Source organism: Streptomyces sp. Ag109_O5-10 (genome assembly GCF_900105755.1).
Lineage (GTDB): Bacteria > Actinomycetota > Actinomycetes > Streptomycetales > Streptomycetaceae > Streptomyces.
The window spans coordinates 5322315-5343749 of sequence record NZ_FNTQ01000001.1; the positions used below are offsets into that span (position 1 = coordinate 5322315).

Here is a 21435-nt window from a genome sequence, read left to right on the forward strand (position 1 = left end):
TGGTTTCCCCGACTGCCTGTGGAGCCCCCATCCGACGACACCTCGCTCCTGGGACTCGGGGCCGTCGGCCCACTAACTGATCGAAACCGTTTCGTACACTTGGAGGCTAGGCATTCCGCGAGCGAAATGCAAAGCATTTGGCCGACGTCACATTCGATGCTGATCAGCACGGCAGACGCGCCGAGGCGCCCCTTTGCTAGGGCTTTGCTCTCCCTTTGCTACTCGGGAGAGGCGTGATGTCCCGGCCGGTGCCGCCGGCCTCCCGGTCTCGCTCAACGCCCTCTGCGGCGCCCTCGCCCAACTGGTCCGTCGGACAGGCGAGGTGGAGCGCCAGGGTGGTCCGGTGGGCGCGCAGCGGGCGGCCGGTGATCAGGCGTGCGTCCGCGCGCTCGGCGAGAGGCTCACCGCGACGGGGGTGAAGATCCACGAGAACGCGCAGGCCACCGGCTTCCGCACCGCCGGGGGCCGGGTCACGGCCCCGCGCACCACCCACCCGGGGCGACGTCCCCTGCGCGGCCGTCGCCGTCGCGGCCGGCACCCGCTCCTCGGCCCTCCGCCGCCCCTCCGGGCGGGCAAGGGCAACAGCTCTTCGGTCGACCTGGACCCGACACCCCCCGCACCCGCTCCACTCCGGCGAACACCGGGCCGTCGCCTCACCGGTCGGCACCCCACACGCATCGGCGGCGTCGATGGAACTCGGCGGCGACGACACCCGCCTCGACAGGCGCCGTGTCGTCGCCGTCGCCCTCGCCGGCCGGCACTACCGGGGCCGCTGGTGCGACGACCCGGACGACCCGGTCGGCCGGATCCGTGACCCTGCGTCGGAGGACGGCCCTTCCTCCCCGACGGGCTCCCCGTCATCGACCGCGTCCCGGGCCACGACAAGGCCTACGTCGTCACCGGCCACGGCATGCCCGGCGGCGCCCTGGGCCCGGTCGCCGGCCACGCCCTCATCCGCTACGTCCGCACCGGCCGCCGTCCCGAGGCCCTGACCCCGTTCCGCCTCGACCGGCCGCGCCGCTGAACCGCGTTCTGCGGGAGCACAGTTGAAACCGCCTCAGGACGGCGGCTGGAGTACTTCGTCGATGACGTAGATGGTGGCGTTCGCGGCCTTGATGTTGCCGCAGACGATGTTCGCCACGCCGTTGACCTTGAAGTCGGTGCCGGAGCCCGACGTGGTCAGCTTGCTGCCCTCCACGGTCTTGAAGGAGCCGTGCGAGAGTTCGTCCGGGGTGATCTGCCGGTCCACGACGTGGTAGGTCAGCAGCTTCTTCAACTGCCCCTGGTCGGCGAGGAGCGAGGCGAACTGCGCCACGGTCGCCGCCTGGAAGGCCTCGTCGTCGGGGGCGAAGACGGTGATGCCGGGCTTCCCGTCGAGGGTGCCGTTCAGATGCGCCCTGACCGCGGCGGAGACCAGATGGCTGAGTTGCGGATACGCGGCCGCGGCCTCCACGACCTTGTCCTTGGCCGTGCCGACCTTCTGGGCGAGCGCCGCACAGCCGGAACCGAATGTGCCCGTCGGACTGGGCGACGCGTCCTGCGCGTGACCCTGCGACACCGCGCCCACCAGCGCCAGCGGAACGGCGACCAGGGCCGCCGCTGCTGCGTTTGCGGTGCGCGTACGCATGTGCATGCGGGTGAACCTCATCGCAACCCTCCTCCTGTGGAGGCGTGAACACTGCAGAGGCCTTCAGCGAGCGTAGCCAGCGGCAGCCGTAACCCGCATCTCGAAGCGGCGGTACGAGGCCGCGTCGGCCGAGCACGAAGTTCCGCGACCCCACTGAGCTGCCGGTCCGCTGGTTCGCAGCAGATCACGTCCCCGGCGGGGCGTGGAGCACCGTCACCCGGAACTGCGCGTCGGTTCCGGCCAGTTCCCGTACGCGCCGTACCTGCGGCTGCCGGCCGCGCACCACACAGCTCCAGATCGCCGTCGCCCGTGACGACTCGCTGACGCAAACGCAGCCCCTTGCTCGGGCCGCTCGCGTCCATGAACGTCACCCGCGTCATGTCGGGGCGTTCACACGCACCATCCGAGACACAGTCCAAACCGCGGACCGGTGAAGCACACCGTCCGTACTCCACACGCGCCTTGGCCATCGGGAGGCGTTGCGCCGCTGCGACGCAGGACACACAGGCCCGGGCGCCGTCGCCCCCCCAGCGCGCTGCCGCCGCGGTGCGGGCTCAGGTGAGGGCGGCGACCAGCAGGGCGAAGGCGGCGATGATGACGGCGACGCGGACGTAGTGAAAGCGGTCCCAGCGCTTCATCTGCTGCTTCCAGTCGGCGGGCCGGTTCTCGGGGGTCCATGTCTTGCCCCGGTTGTTGATCGGGACGAGCAGCAGGATCGACATGATCACGCTGGCGATCAGCAGGGCGGCGGCGGTGACGACAAGGCCGGTGCCGTGGTGGCGCCATCCGGCGACGGCCCAGATGCCGACAAGGACGAGCGAGCCGATGTACCAGAACGGCATCACGGTGCCGAGCATCCGGCCCCCGTGGGAGCGGGCCAGCTGGTGACTGTCCTCCGGAAGGGCGTTGAAGATCGGGTTCATGACGAAGGCGACGGAGAACTCCACCCCCACCATCAGTCCGACGGCCACAGTGGTGACCACTTCGAGCGTGCCGAGCATGTTGCCCCTTCCAGAATCTAGCGCTGCTAGCTGATGAGGCAACGCTAGTACTGCTGCTGCTTGGTTGTCTAGCGGTGCTAGGATCCGAGTCATGTCGGTCCAGGAACGCAAGCAGCGCGAGCGGGCGGTGCGCGAGCGCCTCATCGTGGCCACGGCCCGCGAACTCGCGGAGCAGCAGGGCTGGGATGCGGTCACCACACGCCGGCTCGCCGAGCGCATCGAATACAGCCAGCCCGTCCTCTACAGCCACTTCCGCGGCAAGCGCGAGATCATCGGTGCCGTCGCCCTGGAGGGTGCCGCCGAGATGGCCGCGGCGGTGCGCGCCGCGGCGTCCGCCGCGAACAGCCCGCGCGAGCGGGTCGCCGCCCTCGCTCGCGCCTACCTCGACTTCGCCGAGCGCAATCCGGCGGTCTACGACGCCCTGTTCCAGCTCGACGGCGGCCTCCCGTACGCGCAGGAGGACACCCCCGAACCGCTGAAGGACGCCTTCGCCGCACTGATGGAGAGCTTGGGCGAGGTCGCCGGGGACGGCGTTCACCCGGGGCTGTTCACCGAGGTGTTCTGGGCGGCCCTGCACGGGCTGGCCACCCTGACCCGGGCCGGCCGGCTGCCCCGCGGGGACGCCGAGCGGAGGGTGGAACTGCTGGTGGACCGGCTCGTCGTGACCTGACGCACCGCCCCGGCCCGCACGCGGCCGGACCCCCGGACCCCGCTGCCTGTCCGCGCCGTCGCTTCCCCGCACCTGCACGGCGCAGCCGCAGACGCATCACGGAGTCCGGAGCGATCCCCCCGGCGCACAGCGCCGCACCGGCAGCCCCGGCCTCCGGGCCACGGGCAGCTGCACCGGCCGGCTCCGACGCGCGGGCGGTGAGTGGGTGCACCACGCGCCGCCGTCGCCGACGACCGTGATCTCAAGGGCGAACTCGGTGCGGTCAACCCGAACGTCGCTGTCCGGGCAGTCCGCCGGCGGGCCGTCCTGATCGCCCGGCGGTGCGTGCCCAACGGTTTGGTGCGTCACGAAAACCGTGAGCCGTCGGTCGGCCGATGGGCGGGGCGGATCGGTTGCGCGGTAGGGGGCTGCGGCCGACGGACGCCGCAGTGCGTGGTGCCCGTCGGCGGGTCCCCGCCCAGTGGCCGGACGCGGCCGTCGGCGTACGAAGGAACAGCCACTGTCGGCTCCGGATGCGCAGGATCTGCCGGCACAGTTCCGCCGTGTACGCCTGGCGGACCGCACGGCGCCCGGCAGCGCTCCGTCACCGGGTGTCGCGCGGGCGAGGGGCCTACCGTGGGAGATGGACCCGGCGTCGGCCCCGCCGACCGGCCGGTCGTTCACGCCGGGGGGCGTAAGGAGGCACGAGATGTCCGATGCGATACGGGACACCACGGCCCGGCGCGTACGACATTTCGTCGACGCCGGATATCCCGACGCCGGGCCCGTCGAGGCAGCGGTGGAGGGAACCGTCTACCGACTCGGGGACGGAACGGTGGCCAAGGTGTGGGAGCGCCGACGGGGATCCGAACTGCGCCGGATGCAGCGTTTCTACGCCGACGCCGCGGCGCACCTGCCGCTCGGCTCCCCGGAGATCCTCGCCGTCGAGGACATCGACGGTGTCCCGATGACCGTGGAGCGGGAGCTGACCGGCGAGCCCCTGGCGGGCAGGATCCGCACCGACGACCCGGACGAGGTGCTGCCCGAAGCGGTCGACTGCCTGGTCGGTGTGCTGCGCGCCCTCGCGGACGCCCATGACGTCGACGAGGTCAAGCACCTCCCTGTGCTGGACGAGGAGCGCCCGCTGTGGGAAGGCCACACCACTTTCGGGTCCGCCCTGGCGGACCTGGTGGACCGGCGGGTCGGCCGGTGCGCGGACCGGCTCTCCACGCACGTCCGCGACTTCGACGACACGCGCGCCCGGCTGCTTCGGAAGCTGCGCTCGCTGCCCCGTACCGACGAGGCGGTCGTCCACGGTGACGTCTTCCCGGAGACCGTGCTGGTGGACGACGACCTGCGGCCGCTCGCCCTCGTGGACTACGGCTTCCTGTCCACGGCCGGGGACCCCCGCTTCGACGCCGCCGTGGCCGCGGCCATCTTCCCGGCGGGCGCCGAGCGCGCCCTGGAGATCACCCGGCAGCTCACCACGCGGTTCGCCGACGAGTTCGGCTACGCGGTCGACGACCTCCTGCTGTACCAGGCCGCCTATGCGATGGCCACGAGCGACGCCTTCGCGCCGGGCGGCGGTGACGAGCACTTCGCCTGGTGCGTCACCGTGCTCGAGGACCCGGCCGTCGCCGAGTCCCTGCACCGGTGACGCACCGCGGGCAGCCGAGCAGTCGGGCAGCCGGGAAGTTCCGGTGACGGTGTGTGTGCGGGGCCCTGCGATGCCGAGCTGATGCGACCTGCCAGCGCGAGGCGAATGTACGCAAAAGCACAGTGATCCATCCATAATTGGCCCGTTCTGTGCCAACCGGTCACGGCAGTGCCCGGGCGCTCACGGGCGGCCGGGCATCGAAAGGAATCCCCTCATGGCAGACGTCAAGGTCGGGCTGTACGTGTACGTCGAGGCCAAGCCCGGCAAGGAGGAAGAGGTCGCCGGCTTTCTCCGCAAGGGTCTCGACCTCGTGCAGGAGGAGCCCGACACCGTCGCCTGGTTCGCCGTGCGCCTGAGCGAGACCGGCTTCGCGATCTTCGACGCCTTCCCCACCGACTCCGCACGTCAGACCCACCTCAACGGCCGGCTCGGCAAGGCCCTGATGGAACGAGCCGGCGATCTGTTCTCCCAGCCGCCTTCCATCGAGCGACTCGACGTTCTCGCCCACAAACTTCCCTGAAGACCGGGCGCGGCTGGTCGACCCGGCGAGGCCGCCTCCACCCCCGATGCTCGCACTCCCCGACCCCTCACCCACGTCGTGCACGTCCACGAGCGATGCGGTCCCTCCGAAGTCGTGTGTACGGGGCACGACTTCGCGGCTTCCGCGCCCGTCTCGGGTTACGGCACGCTGACGCCCTCAGCGGTAGGCCGCTGGGGGCATCAGCGGAACCGTGGCTTCGAGAATCAGTGGGCGTCCTCTGACCCCACGGCCTCGGTGCAGAACCGCACCTGGTCATGGTCATGGAGCAGCCGCATACCGAGAAGTCCGAGCGTCTCCAGCGCATAGTCGTCGCCGAAGGACTCCTTCTCGCGGAGCGCCGTCTCGCCCGTCCGGATCGTCACGGTCTTATGGCCAGACGTCCCAGCCCGTGATCTCCAGGCTCGGTGAACACACCGGCCGGAGGTTCCTTCTGGCGCCGCCACGCTCGTGGGAATCGTTCCCCGACCAGCACGTTTGGTCGGGGGCCGATCTCGTTTGGTTCGGTTGCGAGGCACCGCCATCCCCCTCGTGCCCCGCTCGACCTGGCACGTGTGTGGCATGCCTCGGCGTTGGTTGTCGCTGAGCAGCCACGCGCGGCCCGCAGCCTCCGCGAACGGGGACTGCGGGCCGGCGAGGGAGGCCCTCAGGCAGGAATGAGGCCGTGGGGGTTGATGATGAACTTCTCGGGCACTCCCGTGTCGAAGGTCGCGTAGGCCTCGGGGGCCTCGTCGAGGCTGATCACCTTCGTGTTGAGCATGGAGCTCAAGTAGGGCATGCGGTCCCACAGGATCGCCATCATCAGCTCGCGGTTATAGTGCATGATCGGTGCCTGCCCGGCGGAGATCCGCGGCGACTTGATCCATGCCTTGCCGAAGTCGATCGGGTACGTTCCCTCTTGCTCGGCCTTCGACTTCGCGAGCGGGTCGGGGCCGTAGACGCCGATGACTCCGGTTGCTCCGCCCGCCCGGGTGGCGTCGACCACCTGATTGATGGCGTAGGCCGGGTCCATGTCCCCGCCCTCGCGGCCGACGCCGTGTGCCTCGGTGCCGACGTAGTCGACCGCGCAGTCGACCCTGGGTTCGCCCAGGATGGCCTCGATCTGGTCGGTGAGCGCCGCGTCCTGCCTCAGGTCGATCGTCTCGCAGCCGTTCTTCTTCACCAGCTCCAGACGGTCCGTGCTGTGGTCGCCGACGATGATGCAGGATGCCCCGAGGAGGCGCGCCGCTGCCGCGCCGCAGCGGCCGACCGGGCCGGCGCCGGCGATGTACACGGTCGAGCCCGGCTTGGCACCGGCCTCCATGAGTCCGTGGAACGCGGTGGGCAGGATGTCCGAGAGCAGCGCCAGGTCACGGATCTTCGCCATGGCCTGGTCCTTGTCCGGGAAGCGCAGGAGCTGGAAGTCGGCGTACGGGACGAACAGATACTCGGCCTGGCCGCCGACCCAGTCGCCCAGGTTGAAGCCGTAGGCTCCGCAGGACACCTTGGGGTTCGTTGTCTCGCAGACGTCGGTCCGGCGCGCCCTGCAGTTGCGGCATCGGCCGCAGGCGACGTTGAACGGGACGGAGACAAGGTCGCCCTCACGGAGGAACTCGACGTCGGGGCCGACCTCGATGACCTCCCCGGTCATCTCGTGTCCCATCACCATGCCCTCGGGCACCGGGAAGGATCCGCGGTAGATGTGCAGGTCGCTACCGCAGATGTTGGTGGCGACGATTCGGAGAATGGTGCCATGCGGGGCGCTTTTCCCGTTCGGCATCTGAAGCTTCGGAAAGTCGAGAGCTTCGACGCGCATGTCTTTCGGGTTATGGAAGACGACGGCGCGGTTGCTGCTTGCCATGACGATCTCCTCTGCTGATCCAGGCGACTAGGCCGTGGAAATGCCGGTGATCAATTCGGTGGCTTTGCGACCTCGGCCTACCCAACGTAGGACCGTCACCCAACGACTGCACCCCGGGAGCGGACTCCCCACGCCCGCATGCCACCGCACCAACGCTGCGTGCGACGCTCCCGGCCAAGCACGTCATCTCCATCAGGGCAGGTCCGCGTGTTGTTGGCCTTGAGAAAACCGAGCCGGCAGCCCGGACCTGATGCTTTTGGCGAGATCTGCAATGGCTTCAGAAGCGAGGCGTTACGAACCATCCACCCTCAGCCACAACACGCGCCACTACGTTCTCGCAGTCGGGAATGGAGGCGCCCACTCCGCCGATCGGTCACCGGCGCAAGGAGGGTTGTGGGTCTCGCCGGAACGGTCGTGAACGCTGCGCTGCTGAATGAGACGGAAAAGTGAGACGGGGCCGCCGTCTCAGACATTCTCCTCTGCCCAGGTGTCGCTCATCTTTCCTGGGCGCTGTCCGCGAGCGGGGTGGTGTCCTTGGTCACGTCCGCTGGAGTGGTGTATCGCCGGCCACTCGGTGATCTCGTTTTGAGGCTATGCGGTGAGTTCGGTCGGGAGGACGGTCTCGTCGGTTTCTGACTCGATCGGGTGGAGCCGGGCCTTGGCCAGCAGGTCGAGTCCCATGTAGCGGCGGGCCTCGGTCCATTCGTCGTTCTGCTCGGCCAGCACGGCGCCGACCAGGCGGATCAGCGCGGTGCGGTCGGGGAAGATGCCGACGACGTCGGTGCGACGTCGGATCTCCTTGTTCAGCCGTTCCTGTGGGTTGTTCGACCAGATCTGCCGCCAGATCTCGCGTGGGAAGGCGGTGAAGGCCAGCAGGTCGTGCTGAGCGGCGTCCAAGTGGGCTGCTGCCTTGGGGAACTTGGCTTCCAGGGCATCCAGAACGTGCCGCATCTGGGCCTGGACAGCGTCGGTGTCGGGTTGTTCGAAGACGGTCCGCAGCAGGGTGGCCACCCACGGCTGAGCGGACTTCGGGACCTGGCTCAGCAAATTTCGGGCGTAATGCGTGCGGCACCGCTGCCAGGATGCGCCGGGCAGGACCGCGCCGATCGCGTTCACCAGGCCGGTGTGCGCGTCGGAGACGACCAGCTGGACACCGGACAGGCCGCGGGCGGTCAGGGAGCGCAGGAAGGCGAGCCAGCCCGCACCGTCCTCGGCCGTGGCGACGTCGATGCCGAGGATCTCGCGGTGTCCGTCGGCGTTGACGCCGACTGCGATCAGAGCGTGGACGTTGATGATGCGGCCGCCCTCGCGGACCTTCTGGGTCAGCGCGTCCACCCAGACGAACGTGTAGGGCCCGGCATCGAGCGGCCGGTTGCGGAACGCGGTGACCTGATCGTCCAGATGCTTGGCCATCGCGCTGACCTGGGACTTCGACAGCTGGGTGACGCCGAGGGACTCGGCGAGCTTCTCGACGCGGCGGGTGGACACACCGAGCAGGTAGGCGGTGGCGACCACCGAGACGAGGGCCTGCTCGGCCCGCCGGCGGCGTTCCAGGAGCCAGTGCGGGAAGTAACTGCCCTGCCGCAGCTTGGGGACGGCGAGTTCGACGGTCCCTGCGCGGGTGTCCCACTCGCGCGGGCGATAACCGTTGCGGTGATTGACGCGTTCCTCGCTGACCTGCCCGTATTCGGCATTGCAGAGGGCATCGGCCTCCGCGGACATGAGCGCGTCGGCGAACGTCTTGACCATCGCGCGCAGCAGATCGGGACTCGCCGCGGCGAGGTTGTCCTCGGCGAGAGCGTGCAGGGGCAGACTGTCTGGTGCGGTCATCGTGCTGATCTCCTTCGAGCCTAGACATCTCGAAGATCAGCCGGTGGCCGTTCTCATATCCGGACCCTCACTCCGACGCCGGGACAAACACCCGGATCAGGTGGGAACCGGTACACCACTTCCAGAGACGCAACCGTGTCCTTGGTCGGTGGGGCTTTGATGACCATGGGCCTATTTATGTCGAGGAAGGTGATGGTCAGGTCGAGCCGCCCGTCTCCGGTGCCGGCAGGCATGTCGTTGTGCTCGGCCCGCATCCGGAACTGTTTGGTGCGGCCGCTGCCGTCTGTCCACAGGTCCATGGTGAGCGGGTCGGAGACTTCCAACTGCATGAACTGATCGAGGCGCCCTCCGATGAGGCCCTTGCTGTTGACCGTCCCCCTGTAGTGCGTGGTCGTGGCGCCGTCGACCGTCTCGGTCCCGATCAGACGCAGGTCCTTGGACCCGGTCAGAAGCGTGGACTGCTCAGTCGGGTTTGCCTGCAACTGACTGGGCAGTACGCCGTAGGACTGGTTGTCCGCTCCGCCGCGCCCCCATATGGCCGGCGCCGCGCTGAGCCAGCTCTTTCCGTGCAGCGTCTCGGGCCGCACCGCACTCCCGCCGACGTACATCACCTTGCCGACGAACCGGATGTCCAACTGGCCGCGCCTACCCTGGCCGTTCCCGCCCTGGGCGGCCGCAGCGGTCATCTTCATACTCATGGCCGGCGGTTGCGTGTTCATGGAGGCCTCGGCCTCCAGACGCCCTTTCCCCGGCACGGTCCCGCTGATCCGATAGCGGAGCGACGTGATGTCCTTGGCGTTCTTCTCCGCCCTCGCCACGGCCGCCGCAGGAGTCACTCGGGGGTGGCCTGCAACCGCTGACTCGCTCTTGACGCCCCCTCCGCAGGCAACTGATCCCCCTGCGAGCAGTACGGCCATGAACACCACGCTCGTCACTCTGCGTGGTACGGAACCAAGGACGAACACTCCTACGACCCCCCCAAGGTGGATGGCAGATCCATGCCAGGGCCGTGAGCCTAACTCGGGCTGGGTCCTGAGACCTTGCCGGGCTCTCGTGAGGGAAGAGCGCGTTGGACGCGCTCCCACTACGTTCGGCGGTCGCGCGCGTGGCCGGACTCTCAGCTTGGGAAGCTAGGGCATTCAGGGCTTGCTCCGGGGCCGGCCTGCGGCCGAGCAGCGTCGGAGCCGTCGGAGCCTGGTGGGCGGTCGACTGGTTCCCCGGTGTTCCCCGTGGTTCCTCCCGCAACTTGGCACGCCTCCGGCACGAGCACCCCGTCCCGAAGTACCCCCGGTCGTTCGGGGTTTCGACGTCGCGGCTCGCACGGTTCCGTTGTGTGGTGCGGGCGAGGATCATCCGAACCGTGGACGATGTGCGAGACGGTGTCATCGGTGTGTGGCGGGTCGGCTGGTGCGGCCGACTCATGGGCTACCTGCTGGCTTTCGGCCCAGCGTGCGGGGCGCTGTCCGCCTGGCTGGGCGTGCTCTCCCACCCGGGCACACAGTCCGTGGGCTCCGCGGGGATCGCCACTGCCGTCGCCCTGGGGTTCGGCCTCTTCGCCTGGTGGGGGCTGCTGCGCGTACGCCTGGAACTCACGACGGACGCGATCGTCACGGTGAATCCCTGGGGCACTCAACGTCTGCCGTGGTCGCGTGTCAGCGCGGTGAGCCTCGGCAACTGGGGTGCGCGGTTCCACACGACGGACGGGTTCACGTACTCGGCGTACGCCCTGAGTGGTCTGGCAGGCGGGACTCGGCAGGACAAGCGGTTCTCCGATGTGCGGCGGATCGTTGATGCCCAACTTCACAGTGGACGACCGCTTTAAGGCTCCAGTCCTGTTTCGCGATCTTGCTGCGGGCTCTGTGCCCTGTCTTGCCGAAGGCTGAGCGACCTCATCGAAGGTTGACCGCAGCGGAGCAATCCTTGATCGTGAAGGTCTTTGCGCAGCGAAGTGGAGTTGTGATGCAGCACTTTGTGCGGCCTGAGGGAAGCCCACCGGCGAACGGCTACAGCCACGCGGTGTCGTGTGCCGGAAGAGTCGTCGCGGTGTCTGGCCAGGTCCCGGTTGACAGCGAAGGCCAGTTGGTGGGTGAGGGGGACGCCGAGGCGCAGGTGCGCCAGGTGTACGCGAACCTGGCCATCGCCCTGCAGTCGGCCGGTTCCGACCTTGAGCATGTAGTCAAGCTGACCGTCTACCTGACCGATCTCGAGGATCTGGCGGCCTTCCGTCGAGTACGGGACGAGCACCAGGATCCGGCGCGTCCCCCTGCCTGCTCGCTGGTACAGGTGGTCGGACTGGTCCATCCCGCCTTCCGCGTCGAGATCGACGCATGGGCCGTGACGTCGACCGAGGCGTGAACCGGTCAATCTTTGATGAGACTGCTCAACCTTCCCTGCGTTCTACCGGGACAGGCTCGGCTGGGAACGGGGGCGACCACCGCGTGACCTCGCGCTCCACCCGCGGCCCCATCCCGGCCGCGTGCGAACGGACGATGTTGCGCTGCAGCTGGGCCCGCAGCTCCGGGCTGATGTGCCGGGTCGCGAGAGCACCGAAGCCGGTGCTGACGCCGTAGACCGGGTCCGCGATCACGGGAGACCGTCGACGTCGACCAATCGAGCCTGAGTCTCGGTTGATTGTCCACCGAGGTTCGACGTCGACCGTGGAGCGGGCTCGGTCCTCGTTCACGCTCGGGCGCCGGGTTGCGCCCCCACGCTGTGCGAGTTGGCGTGGGCGCGCTGGCTGCTCAGCGTTTGGTGAGGTCGGCGAGCTTGGCGGACAGGTTGACTACGGCGTCCTTGATGGTGCCGCTGTTTCTCCGGCTGCCGCGGCGAGGACCTTGATGACGTCTGCGAGTTCGACGTTGCTCTGGGCGAGGGCCAGGTTGGCGTCGGTTAGGTACTGGTCGATTTCGCGGGGTGGACCGTGTTCTTGCGGGCGATCGTCTTCGCTGTCTGCTCGCTCTTCTCTGAAAGTAGACAGTCCACTTGCCTGTCTGTCAGTCTGGTAGACGTCAAAGGGTCTTTCATTGACCGCACTTGGGGGATTCATGTCTCGTGACCAGCAGTTCATCTCCGTACCGGTCCCTGCTCAGTACGTAACTCGCGTCTATGCGTTGCTTGCCGAACTGGACCTGAGGGAGGAGGAGATGAGCAGTCCGCTGCCCGGTGGGACCCAGGGTGCCGAGCCCGACGAAAACTGGCCGGTGGAGGAGTGGACCGTTGATAACTTCAGGTCGCTCATTGCCACGGATCTACCGTCGATCCAGCGCGTCGCTGCCATGCTGGACCTCCTCGCCGCCGAGCCGGAGCGTGCGTACAGCACCACCGCCCTCGTCGAGCGCATCAACCTCGACCGCGGTCAAATCAAGGGCGCCCTGGCTGCCTTCACCCGGCACCTGCACGCGCACTATGGGCGGGGTAACTGGCCGATGAAGTTCGAGTGGGCTACCGATCCCCACTCCACCTACCCGGCTGAGGCGTTCTACCGTCTCGACAAGGTGAACGCCGCCCGCTGGCGCGAGGCACGCGCCACGGCGTAGTGCGTTCGGCGGGGTTGGACCCGGCTCAGGGCGGCGCCGCCCGCCGAGCCGCCGACTCCGCCACCGCTTCGCCCTTACCGACAGGGAGAATCCGGCCTCCAACAGCTCTGCCGCGAATGCGGCGACCTCTTCCGCCGAGTGCTCACCCGGCCGGAAGTTCCTGGTGTCCGGCAGCGGCGGCGGAGTGGGCTTCGGCTCCGCCGCCGACTTACGATCGCGGGGCTTGATCTGTTCGCGCTCCCCTGCCCGAATGCGGTCGATGCCGTCCGGGACTTACCGCGACACCGGCAGCGGGGCCCAGCGGTTGACCAGCCATGCGACGACGAAAGCCCGGCCGATGACTTGGTCCTCGTCGATCGTGCCACCGCCGGGCTGGTCCTGGTGGTATCGAGAGTCTTGAGAGTGTCGGGCGAGCGCACATCACTCACCACGTGAGTGCGAGCACGCCCGCGCCTACATGGGCAGTGCGGGGAACACGACCACCGAGCCGTCCTTGTCGCGGGCGATCTCGATGGCCACGTCTGCCGTACGGCTGTTGACCACGATGCCGTCGCCCAGCGTGCGAATCCGGTGTGCCGCGCGCATCAGACGATTGACTTCATCAGTCGTGAAGACGGGCATCCAACCTTGCGGGCCTGCCAGCTCCAACGCCGAAAGACGCACCAGGACACCGGCGATGCCCGACTCCAGTTCGTCGAGGCGCTGCTGGTCACGTTTGAGCTCGCGGGTGAAGTTCTCGAACATGTTGTCAGGGTTGTCCTGCGCATGCTCGACGGCCTGCAGCACGACGACCCGTCGCTTCAGCGCAACGGCCAAGGCGGCGAGTTCGAGGTGGGTGCGGAAGGTGCCGCCTTGATTGTCGACGCCGGGAAACGACTTGGTCAGCTTGCCGACCTCGACGGGCTTGCCGTCGGGCAGCTTGTCGAGTGCGCTCTGCCACTGAGCGAGGCGGCGGTCGGCACGGCCCAGGGCCGTATTGATGGCGTGCACTGCCGAGTCCAGTCCCAGCGAGACACCGAGCTTGCCCTGGTCGAGCAGAATGGCCGTGGCCTTGTCGATGGCATCCCGGCAGCCGTCGAGTTCGCTGTGCTCCTCTTCGAGTTTCTGTTCGTGCAGTTGCTCCAGCAGTTCCGTGATGTGTTCGATGGCCTGCTGGCGCTTACGGTCGGCATGCGCGCTCACCCCCACCGCCACGGCCATGAGCACGAGCGGCGCGGCCACGGTGAGTGCCGCGGTACCGGCGGCCGCGGCGCCGGCTGTCGCACCGGCTCCTCCGACCGCGCCTGCTGCGGCTACTTTGCCGACCGGCACGAACGTCGCATTGGCGGCGATGCCCGTCGAGTTCATGAGCGCGCTGTGGATGCTACCGGCCGCCACCTTCGATGGCATCGAACGAACCACGCCCTGACCGAACTGAGCGGCGACCTTCGCCGGAACCACCATGCGGTACAGGTTTTCGCCGGTGGCGGTCGCCCTGGCCGCTGTAAGGGAACTGCGCGTCGATCGCGTGATGAACTGCGACAGGTGCTGCGCCAACGGACTCGCGGCATCGAGCGGGATACCTCGGCTGCGGTCGAGCTTGTCCGGCAGCGGATGCACCTCCAGCGTGGCGATCGGCGCGTCGGCCAGGGCGGCCAGCACGCCGCGGAGTTCTGCCAGGCGCTCGGCCGTCATCGACCCGTCCCCGGCCAATGCAGGCACCCGGACGTCGCCGGTCGCCAGCGTCCACACCGGAACGAGTGCCTTGCGGGCTTCAGCCATCGTCTCCCCCTTTTTCCACAACTACCTATGGCGTACATCAGACAAGAACGCTATGAGCCTCGAGCATCGGGCTACCGACGCTGCCCGCCGGTGAACCGACGATCACCAGGGCAACCCACCAGATCATCCACCGCCGTCAGGCCGAAGACGAGTCGAGGCCGAAGGGCGCCCCGGCGGGCACGTCGAGCCGGGGCGTACGCGACGTCGTCTAGGCCCAATGCCGTTGCTTTATGGGTCGGCGGGTTTGGGTCGTTTGATGCGCACTGCTCGGGTTCCGGTGCGGGTGGGCTGGGGCCAGGTGTGGTGTTCGGCCCGTTTGAGGCGGTAGTTGGACATCTTGCGTTTGACGACGCGAGGCTGGCTGCGCAGGCGTCTGTGCGGCAGGAGTCGTTCCAGCAGGTCATGCTGGAGCAGGACGAGCGCTCTCACCAGCAGGTCAGGGGGAAAAACTGCCCGGCGTGACGGTCACGCTGCGCCGGGCAGAGCGCAAGGTCTCAGTGAAGGAGACCTGGTCGGGATCCAGACTCCGGGTGGCGGCGGTTCTCACCATCAGCTCGCGTAGCGCGTGGTGGACCAGCAGATGTGCCCAGATCTGCTGCAGGACACCTTCTGGTGTTTTGCTGCTGATCACCACGCGGGCTCCGCGTTGATGCGTCTTGAGCTCGGCGAAAACGGCTTCCGCCTCCCAGCGCTCCTGATACAGCGCGGCCAGCTGGCGGGCGGGATGGCGGCGGGCATCGAGCAGGCTGGTCACCAGCCGGTAGTCCTCGCCCGCGTGGCCGGTGCCGTTCAGCTGGTAGGCCAGCACCCGCACCGTGACCGGGTCGGTGTGCGCGGGATCGGTGTGAGCGTGGATGCGGGAGAGCCAGGATCCGTCCCGCAGGATCCGGTCAACGGGCAGGACCCGGTTGGCCGGCACCCTCCATAACAGGTCGGCGCCGGTAGCGGTGAAGGCCCGCCACAACGGCACACCGAGGAACTCCCTGTCGGCCAGCACGAGTTGTCCCGGCCCGCAGGAGCGGGGCAGGCGGCTTACGAGGGTGACTTCCCCAGTGCGGCAGCCGGCCAGCTCGGCGTCCAGCACGAGGTGCGTGCCCACCTCGATCAAGCAGGCCATCCGTACTTGGGGAAAGGAACTCTTGTCGTGGCCGCGGCTGTTTCCGGGGCGGCCGAAGGCAGCCTCGTTGGCCGCGCTGTCGGCAACGTCCCAGCAGGTCCCGTCCACTGCCAGTAGCCGCAGCCCCCGCCAGAACGCCCCCGGAGTTCCCTCGGTGCCCATCGGTTTCGCGGTCGTGGTGAACAGGACCCGCAGCGGCTCGGGACCCAGCCGCTGACGGGCCCGGAACAGTGACGATTTCGCCGGAATGCGCCAGTCACCCAGCAGGCCCTGGCCACGCAGGCCCTCGACCAGATGCCTCATCACGTCCAGATACGGCGCCGGCGAGAACAGGGCCAGCCCGAGCACGAAATACACCATCAGCCGGGCCGGCAGCAGGCGCCTGCGCTGTTCCGCACGACCGCACGCGGCCACTGCACGATCCACCAGACCGGACGGGTACACCCAGGTCAGCAAACCCAAGCCTGATAACTCGCCGACATCCGCAGACACCCGAACCACCCCCGGGAACACTGCACAACAGCGTACGCCCACGAGCTAACGCAACGGCATTGCGTCTAGGCCCTCCCCGCGGCGGGTCATCCGCCAGGCGGCCTTGCGGGCACGGCGGTCCAGGCTGGACTTGAAGCCCTTGTCGGGGCCGAAGTACTGGCGACCCATGCCCGCGATGGTGCCGATGCGGTCGGCCATCTTGTCCGCGAAGACGTTGTCGAAGACGAGGTCGAAGTTGTCCTCGTCGTTGACGACGGCCGCCGCCCGCACCTTCGGGTCGGCCTTTGCCTCCTCGAAGGGTCGGATGACGTCCTGCTCGTTGAACTCGGTGAAGCGTTTGTTGAACTTGTCGATCAGCTGCGAGAACAGCGACTTCTCTGCTCCCTTGGCGCCGCCCGAGCCATCGCCGAAGCCCGGCATCGTCGTCGGCCCCTCGGAGGTGAGCGAGACGTCGTACTCTCCGGTCTTCTCCACCCGCATATGGCTGAGGTCGATCTCGAGGTCAGGACGTCGATCCGTCGAGGCTGTGGCGGATCACTGCGAGTGCCTTGGCGATCTCGATGGTTATCTCGTCGAGGCCATATGCCATGCACATGCCCTGGTGGAGCGGTTCGAGGACCTGCCGGGCTTCGACGGCCCGGTCCTGGACAATTCCTGGAGCGCGGCGAGCGTGTCGGTGACCTGGCCGAGTTCGGCGCGGCACCGGGCGGCGTGGGCGCGGCAGGGCGGGCCCTCTTGCCAATGGGTCTGGCGATGGCTTGGGGGCGTTGGGGAGAGGGGGGCACCTCCTCGAAATACGGGCGGAAGTTGTCCCCTACGTCGTTGACGAAGTCCAGGACCGCCAGGTCCGCATGGGAGAGGACGTCGCAAAGGACGATCTCGGGGTCCTAGTCGGGCTCGAGGGCGCGGATATGGACGAGGGTGTCCAGCGGCGGCCGTGCGCGAGGAGGCTCCGAACCGGGGGAGTTTGCCCAGGGTCCCCACACAGGAATCCGGCCGACGGCGCGTTCCCATTCGTTCCCATGCAAGGCCAGAAGGCCCCTCGGAGATCACTTCCGAGGGGCCTTCTTGGTGCATCGGTACATGGGCACTGACCAGGCGAAATAGCACCTCTCAGCACCGCCGAGCGCTCCCCGGCAAGGATTCGATCCCACTCCTGAAGCGGGTGTCGGAGGTTCGAATCCTGCCGGGGCACTATGCCTGACCTGCGGTCCCACTCATGACACCTCGTGCCGGACAGTCCGCTCATGCATCGCGCACGCATGAAGCCCGCTTCCTGAAGTGCGAAGGGGGTGCGCTCTGAGCCGGGGTCCTTGTGGTGTCCGCGCAAGCGCCCTCGGTTACAGTTATTGCAGATGGGCTTCTGTCCGGGGTTGGCGATTGGAGGGTGGCTATGGCTCGTACGAGCGTTCTTGGCCGTGCCGAGAGGGTCGAACCGGATCCCTCGCATCAGCGCGCGCTCGCCGCGGCTGCCCGAATGATGCCGGAGCAGGTTCAGGTTTTGGTACGCGCCTCTGATGGCAGTGAGCTGGCGCTGCCGCGGGAACTGGTCCGTATTCTCCTCGCCTCCGCCGACGAGCTGTCCCGCGGGCATGCGGTCACGGTACTGGCCTCCGAGGTTCAGCTGTCGCCTGCTGAGACCGCTGAACTTCTGGGCCTGTCCCGACCGTTTGTCACCCGCTTGCTTGACGCGGGCGACATTTCGTCAACGAACCTGCCCGGAAGCAGTCACCGTGTGGTGCGTCTTGCCGATGTGCTGGCGTTTCAGCAGCGGCGTGAGCGCCGCAGGGAGGGGCGGCGGCAGATCGCCGACGTGTTGGACGACACCGAATCGGCGGGTTGATTCTGGTCTCACGGCCTGCGGCGAAGCAGAGGGGGGAGCGTGGCACCGCGGGTCTTCGTGGACACCAACGTCTTGTTTCCGTTCTCGGTGATGGACGTGATGCCGGCCCTCACGGAGGACTCCGTCCACGAGATCGTGTGGTCCGAGCGACTCCTCGCGGAATGGGAGCGGGTCATCGTTCGGGAGGGCAGGCGTTCAGCGGAGTCGGCTGCCGCGGTCGGCCGTGCGGTTCGAGGTTTCTTCGCCGACTGTGAGATCACGGCGGCCTCCTACGAGCATCTCGTGGAGGAGATGCCGGGCGATGACCCCGACGGCCGGCACCATGCGGCGGCAGCGGTAGCTTCCGGCGCCTCCGCGCTGGCCACCTGGAATCTTGCCGACTTCCCTGCGGGTGACTTGGCTGAGCGCGGAGTACGAGTGATCGACCCGGATTCGTACTTGTGCGGGCTGTATGGCGATCTGCCGGATGAGGTGGCGCACGGTGGTCAGGCTTGCCGCTGAGAAGCACAACCCGCCTGTCACGACTGCCGATGCCATTGCCCGACTCGCGAAGGCCGGCCTGCCGGGCTTCGCCGATCTCCTGACGCGGCATCTCGGACACTGAACCCAGGTGCCGCGATGGGGGTTAGCGAGCGGATGACGGGCCGCTTGCCTCTCCGATCAGCGGCCCCGTCGACCAGGGGGAGGTGTCCTCGACGTCCTCCGTCAAATCGCACCACCGCTCCAGGAGCGCGGCGACGTAAGCCGCAATGCGGTCGGTCGGGGGATGTTCATCCTCCGTGTCGACGTAGCGGTCATAGAGGGCCGTGAAAGTTCGCCCGGCCGCCCTGTCGTTCGCCGGGCGCGCGCCCTCCCACACAGCCAAGTCGTAGCTCATGCCCGGACGCTCTCACACCGCACTGACAGGCCGGCATTGCTGGTAGAGCACGCGAGGTAGGCACAGTGGACGGTCTCTCAGCCGAGGGCACCATCAGCTTGGGAGGCGACGGCACTTGTGCCGCGAACCGGCTCCTGACCTCCACCCCACCCGCTGTCGGGGCCCGGCCTTCCCCGTGCTAGGTTGCGCGCCCTGATCGTGAAAGTCATGTGGGGGGCTTTTCATGAAGCTGGCGCGATTCTCGCCGCCAACCGCCGCGGCGCTGCTCGTGGGACTGACGACTGTCATCGGTCCCGGCGCGGTCGACTCGTACGCGGCGTCGGACGTACCGCTGCCGATCGCGCACTTCTCGCACATGGTCGTGGACGGGCCGCACGGACACCTGTTCATCAGCGGCGGCGCCGGCACCGACGGCATTCTGGTCACCGACCTCGACGGCGGGAACCCGACGATGATCAGCGGTGAGCCGGGTGCCACCGGTCTCGCCCTCTCCGACGACGGATCCGCACTGTACGCGGCTCTCCCGGACCAGGACGCGATCGCGGCGATCAGCACGGAGAAGCTGACCGAGTCGGCTCGTTACGGCACGGGCGCGGGCACCCATCCGGACTCGCTGGCCGTCGCCGGGGGCACCCTCTGGTTCGGCTACGGCACGGCAGGCGCCGGCGGCATCGGGTCCGTCGACGGAGCCGGTACGGTCACTGTGCGGCAGGATTCGGGCAATTGGGCAGCAGCGCCCCTGCTGGCGACGACCCCGACCCCCTCCGGCGTACTCGTGGCCGCCGCGCAGACGGGCGACACCTCCGCCTTCGTCACGTACCGGGCGGAGGGCAGTGCGCTGACCCGGCAGGCCGCGAAGGCGCTGCCCGTCCCCGACCTGAGCGACTTCGCGGTCACGGCTGACGGGCTGCATCTGGCGGTCCCGTCAGTTCAGGACCCGACCGTCAATCGGTACCGCACCTCGGATCTGGCGGTTGACGGGCGGTTCGCCATGCCGCTGTACGGCAAGGCTGTCGCTGTAGCCCCAGACGGGACCATGGCCAGTGGCTATCGCGATTTCGAGACGTTTCCGGAAACCGGGGACGGCGACTACACCGAGCACGACCTCGCCTGGGGGATGAACTCTGCCGCACACGACCTCGCCTGGGCACCGGACGAGAGCCGGGTCTACGGCGTGGCCGTAGACGCCTCCGGGGGAACACCGACGCTCCACATCTCTCGTAACCCGGAAATCGCGCCGGTCACGCTCTACGGAAGCTGGACCACTCCGCTCGCCCCCGGCGAGGCCTACTCGTTCGTGGTGGCGCCCGATTCGACCCTCAGCCTCGGCGCCGGAGAATCCATAATTCCCGGCACCGTACGCATCACGCGCTACGACGACGCCGATCCGGACGGCGTGCTCGTCCCGGACCCGACAGCCACCCCGGCAAGGATCCCGGTCAGCTTCTTCGGCTCCTACCGCGTCGACGGCACGGCACCCCTCACCGGTCAACTGAGCTTCCGCGTCGACTACTCCGGAAGCGGCCACTACGCCCCAGCCGGCCGGACCTTCGACATCCCGGTCGCCAAGTACGCGCCCACCATGACGCTGTCCGCTCCCTCCTCCGCCGATCGTGCCGCACCGCTGACCGTCACCGGTCACCTCACCTGGCCGCATGGGCATGTGACGACCGGCGCGGTCCACGTCGTCAAGACCGACCTGGCGCACCCCTCCGGCTACTCGGTGGGCACCGTGCCTGTCGCCGCCGACGGCAGCTTCGCCTTCCATGACACCCCGCAGGTCGGCGGCGCGATCACGTACGCCTTCACCTACGACGGTGGGACCTCCTACCTCCCGGTCACGGCGTCGGCGAAGGTGCAGGTGTCCCGAGCCACTCCGACCCTGAGTGTGACCACTGACGCGAAGTCGTACCACTCTGGCGCGACCGTCAAGGTCACCGCGCATCTGGGGACCACGTACAACTCCCGCTCCGTGACGCTGTACGACCAGCCCGCGGGCACGTCGCGGACACAGCTCAAGAGTGGCAAGGTCGACGCTCAGGGGAATCTCGTCGCGTACTACAAGATCACCCGAAACACCGTCTTCAGCGCGGCCTTCGCGGGGGACTACCGCTACGCGCCGCGCACGGTGACCACCAGTGCCACACTCACGCCGACGGTCCGGACGGAGATGCAGTGGCCGCTCTCGACCACTCGCATCGGATCCACCACCTACCAGGTCTTCTACAAGTCCGAAGTCAACCTGGGCTTCAACCTGCAGGTCACTCCCCATCAGTCCGGCGGCTGTATGTCGGTGTACGTCGAGCACTACTACTCGGGGGCGTGGCACCAGGCCACCTCGCAGAGTTGCATCGGCTTGTACTCCGACGGCTGGTACGGCTACAGCCGGGCTCTGAAGCTCTTCGCGAGCAACGACCACTACCGCATCCGCGGCCACTACACGCCGCCGGCCAAGGGCGCACAGACCGGCAGCGCGTGGAGCCAGTGGACCTACCTCACCGTCCGCCCCGGCCGCCCCTCATGAGGTCGGGCGGTGCGGTGATGTTTGGTGACCGGCTCCGGTCCGTGGCACGCGGCGGCCACGTATCGCGTACCTCCTCGACGTGAGATATGGAAGCGGGCACTCGCCAAGGCTGGGGTGATCCCAGAGAGGAAGCCGGTCGAGTC

18 protein-coding genes and 2 pseudogenes are annotated in these 21435 nt (G+C 68.2%); 9 read left to right on the plus strand and 11 right to left on the minus strand.

Annotation, left to right across the window (positions count from 1 at the left end):
- Positions 1 to 1057: 1057 nt before the first annotated feature.
- Both BLW82_RS24425 and BLW82_RS24430 read right to left on the minus strand, forming a co-directional pair.
- A complete protein-coding gene (locus BLW82_RS24425; RefSeq protein ID WP_093501764.1) occupies positions 1058 to 1648 on the minus strand; it encodes a fasciclin domain-containing protein in 591 nt (196 codons plus the stop codon).
- A 533-nt stretch (positions 1649 to 2181) separates the two neighbouring features.
- Positions 2182 to 2628, minus strand: a complete 447-nt coding sequence (locus tag BLW82_RS24430; RefSeq protein WP_093501765.1) for an anthrone oxygenase family protein — start codon at positions 2626 to 2628, stop codon at positions 2182 to 2184.
- A 91-nt stretch (positions 2629 to 2719) separates the two neighbouring features.
- On the opposite strand from BLW82_RS24430, the gene BLW82_RS24435 reads away from it, so the two are divergent.
- The 3 genes from BLW82_RS24435 to BLW82_RS24445 all read left to right on the plus strand — a co-directional run bounded on the left by BLW82_RS24435 (position 2720) and on the right by BLW82_RS24445 (position 5454).
- The gene (locus tag BLW82_RS24435; protein ID WP_093501766.1) at positions 2720 to 3298 is read left to right on the plus strand and encodes a TetR/AcrR family transcriptional regulator; all 579 of its coding nucleotides are present in this window, start codon (positions 2720 to 2722) and stop codon (positions 3296 to 3298) included.
- Between the two features lie 688 nt (positions 3299 to 3986).
- On the plus strand, positions 3987 to 4934 hold the full coding sequence (locus BLW82_RS24440; RefSeq protein ID WP_093501768.1) for a phosphotransferase family protein: 948 nt from the start codon (positions 3987 to 3989) through the stop codon (positions 4932 to 4934).
- Positions 4935 to 5148: 214 nt separating this feature from the next.
- The gene (locus tag BLW82_RS24445) at positions 5149 to 5454 is read left to right on the plus strand and encodes a putative quinol monooxygenase (RefSeq protein WP_093501770.1); all 306 of its coding nucleotides are present in this window, start codon (positions 5149 to 5151) and stop codon (positions 5452 to 5454) included.
- Between the two features lie 224 nt (positions 5455 to 5678).
- Here the strand turns inward: BLW82_RS24445 and BLW82_RS44575 are convergent, their stop codons facing one another.
- The 4 genes from BLW82_RS44575 to BLW82_RS24460 form a co-directional block, all read right to left on the minus strand.
- Complete coding sequence (locus BLW82_RS44575) at positions 5679 to 5837, minus strand: hypothetical protein (protein ID WP_177233054.1); 159 nt, start codon at positions 5835 to 5837, stop codon at positions 5679 to 5681.
- Positions 5838 to 6118: 281 nt separating this feature from the next.
- Positions 6119 to 7312: an alcohol dehydrogenase catalytic domain-containing protein gene (locus BLW82_RS24450; RefSeq protein ID WP_093501772.1), complete on the minus strand. Its 1194-nt coding sequence runs from the start codon at positions 7310 to 7312 to the stop codon at positions 6119 to 6121.
- Positions 7313 to 7903: 591 nt separating this feature from the next.
- Positions 7904 to 9142, minus strand: a complete 1239-nt coding sequence (locus tag BLW82_RS24455; protein ID WP_093496986.1) for an IS256 family transposase — start codon at positions 9140 to 9142, stop codon at positions 7904 to 7906.
- Positions 9143 to 9195: 53 nt separating this feature from the next.
- Positions 9196 to 10059: an SCO4651 family lipoprotein gene (locus BLW82_RS24460; protein WP_093508234.1), complete on the minus strand. Its 864-nt coding sequence runs from the start codon at positions 10057 to 10059 to the stop codon at positions 9196 to 9198.
- Between the two features lie 443 nt (positions 10060 to 10502).
- On the opposite strand from BLW82_RS24460, the gene BLW82_RS24465 reads away from it, so the two are divergent.
- Entirely contained in the window at positions 10503 to 10964 is a 462-nt protein-coding gene (locus BLW82_RS24465) for a PH domain-containing protein (RefSeq protein ID WP_256215942.1), read from the plus strand.
- Positions 10965 to 11068: 104 nt separating this feature from the next.
- Positions 11069 to 11497: a RidA family protein gene (locus BLW82_RS24470; RefSeq protein WP_371131506.1), complete on the plus strand. Its 429-nt coding sequence runs from the start codon at positions 11069 to 11071 to the stop codon at positions 11495 to 11497.
- Positions 11498 to 11576: 79 nt separating this feature from the next.
- Here the strand turns inward: BLW82_RS24470 and BLW82_RS24475 are convergent.
- Positions 11577 to 11720, minus strand: a pseudogene (locus BLW82_RS24475) (aromatic amino acid lyase); the annotation flags it as partial.
- 466 nt (positions 11721 to 12186) lie between these two features.
- Here BLW82_RS24475 and BLW82_RS24480 point away from each other — a divergent pair.
- Positions 12187 to 12678 carry a hypothetical protein gene (locus tag BLW82_RS24480; RefSeq protein WP_093501776.1) on the plus strand — a complete coding sequence of 164 codons (492 nt, stop codon included), beginning with the start codon at positions 12187 to 12189 and terminating at the stop codon, positions 12676 to 12678.
- Between the two features lie 453 nt (positions 12679 to 13131).
- Here the strand turns inward: BLW82_RS24480 and BLW82_RS24485 are convergent, their stop codons facing one another.
- The 3 genes and pseudogenes from BLW82_RS24485 to BLW82_RS24495 form a co-directional block, all read right to left on the minus strand.
- Positions 13132 to 14439, minus strand: a complete 1308-nt coding sequence (locus BLW82_RS24485) for a hypothetical protein (protein ID WP_093501777.1) — start codon at positions 14437 to 14439, stop codon at positions 13132 to 13134.
- Between the two features lie 436 nt (positions 14440 to 14875).
- Complete coding sequence (locus BLW82_RS24490; protein WP_256215588.1) at positions 14876 to 16048, minus strand: IS4 family transposase; 1173 nt, start codon at positions 16046 to 16048, stop codon at positions 14876 to 14878.
- 45 nt (positions 16049 to 16093) lie between these two features.
- Positions 16094 to 16575: pseudogene (locus BLW82_RS24495) on the minus strand (type I restriction endonuclease subunit R); the annotation flags it as partial.
- Between the two features lie 866 nt (positions 16576 to 17441).
- On the opposite strand from BLW82_RS24495, the gene BLW82_RS24505 reads away from it, so the two are divergent.
- Both BLW82_RS24505 and BLW82_RS24510 read left to right on the plus strand, forming a co-directional pair.
- A complete protein-coding gene (locus BLW82_RS24505) occupies positions 17442 to 17891 on the plus strand; it encodes a helix-turn-helix domain-containing protein (protein WP_093501779.1) in 450 nt (149 codons plus the stop codon).
- A gap of 57 nt (positions 17892 to 17948) precedes the next feature.
- Positions 17949 to 18392 (plus strand): PIN domain-containing protein, encoded by a 444-nt coding sequence (locus tag BLW82_RS24510; RefSeq protein WP_218162379.1) that lies wholly within the window; start codon positions 17949 to 17951, stop codon positions 18390 to 18392.
- Between the two features lie 124 nt (positions 18393 to 18516).
- Here the strand turns inward: BLW82_RS24510 and BLW82_RS24515 are convergent, their stop codons facing one another.
- Entirely contained in the window at positions 18517 to 18768 is a 252-nt protein-coding gene (locus tag BLW82_RS24515; protein WP_256215944.1) for a hypothetical protein, read from the minus strand.
- Between the two features lie 223 nt (positions 18769 to 18991).
- Between BLW82_RS24515 and BLW82_RS24520 the strand changes: the two genes are divergently transcribed.
- Entirely contained in the window at positions 18992 to 21292 is a 2301-nt protein-coding gene (locus BLW82_RS24520; protein WP_093501781.1) for a hypothetical protein, read from the plus strand.
- Positions 21293 to 21435 lie beyond the last annotated feature (143 nt).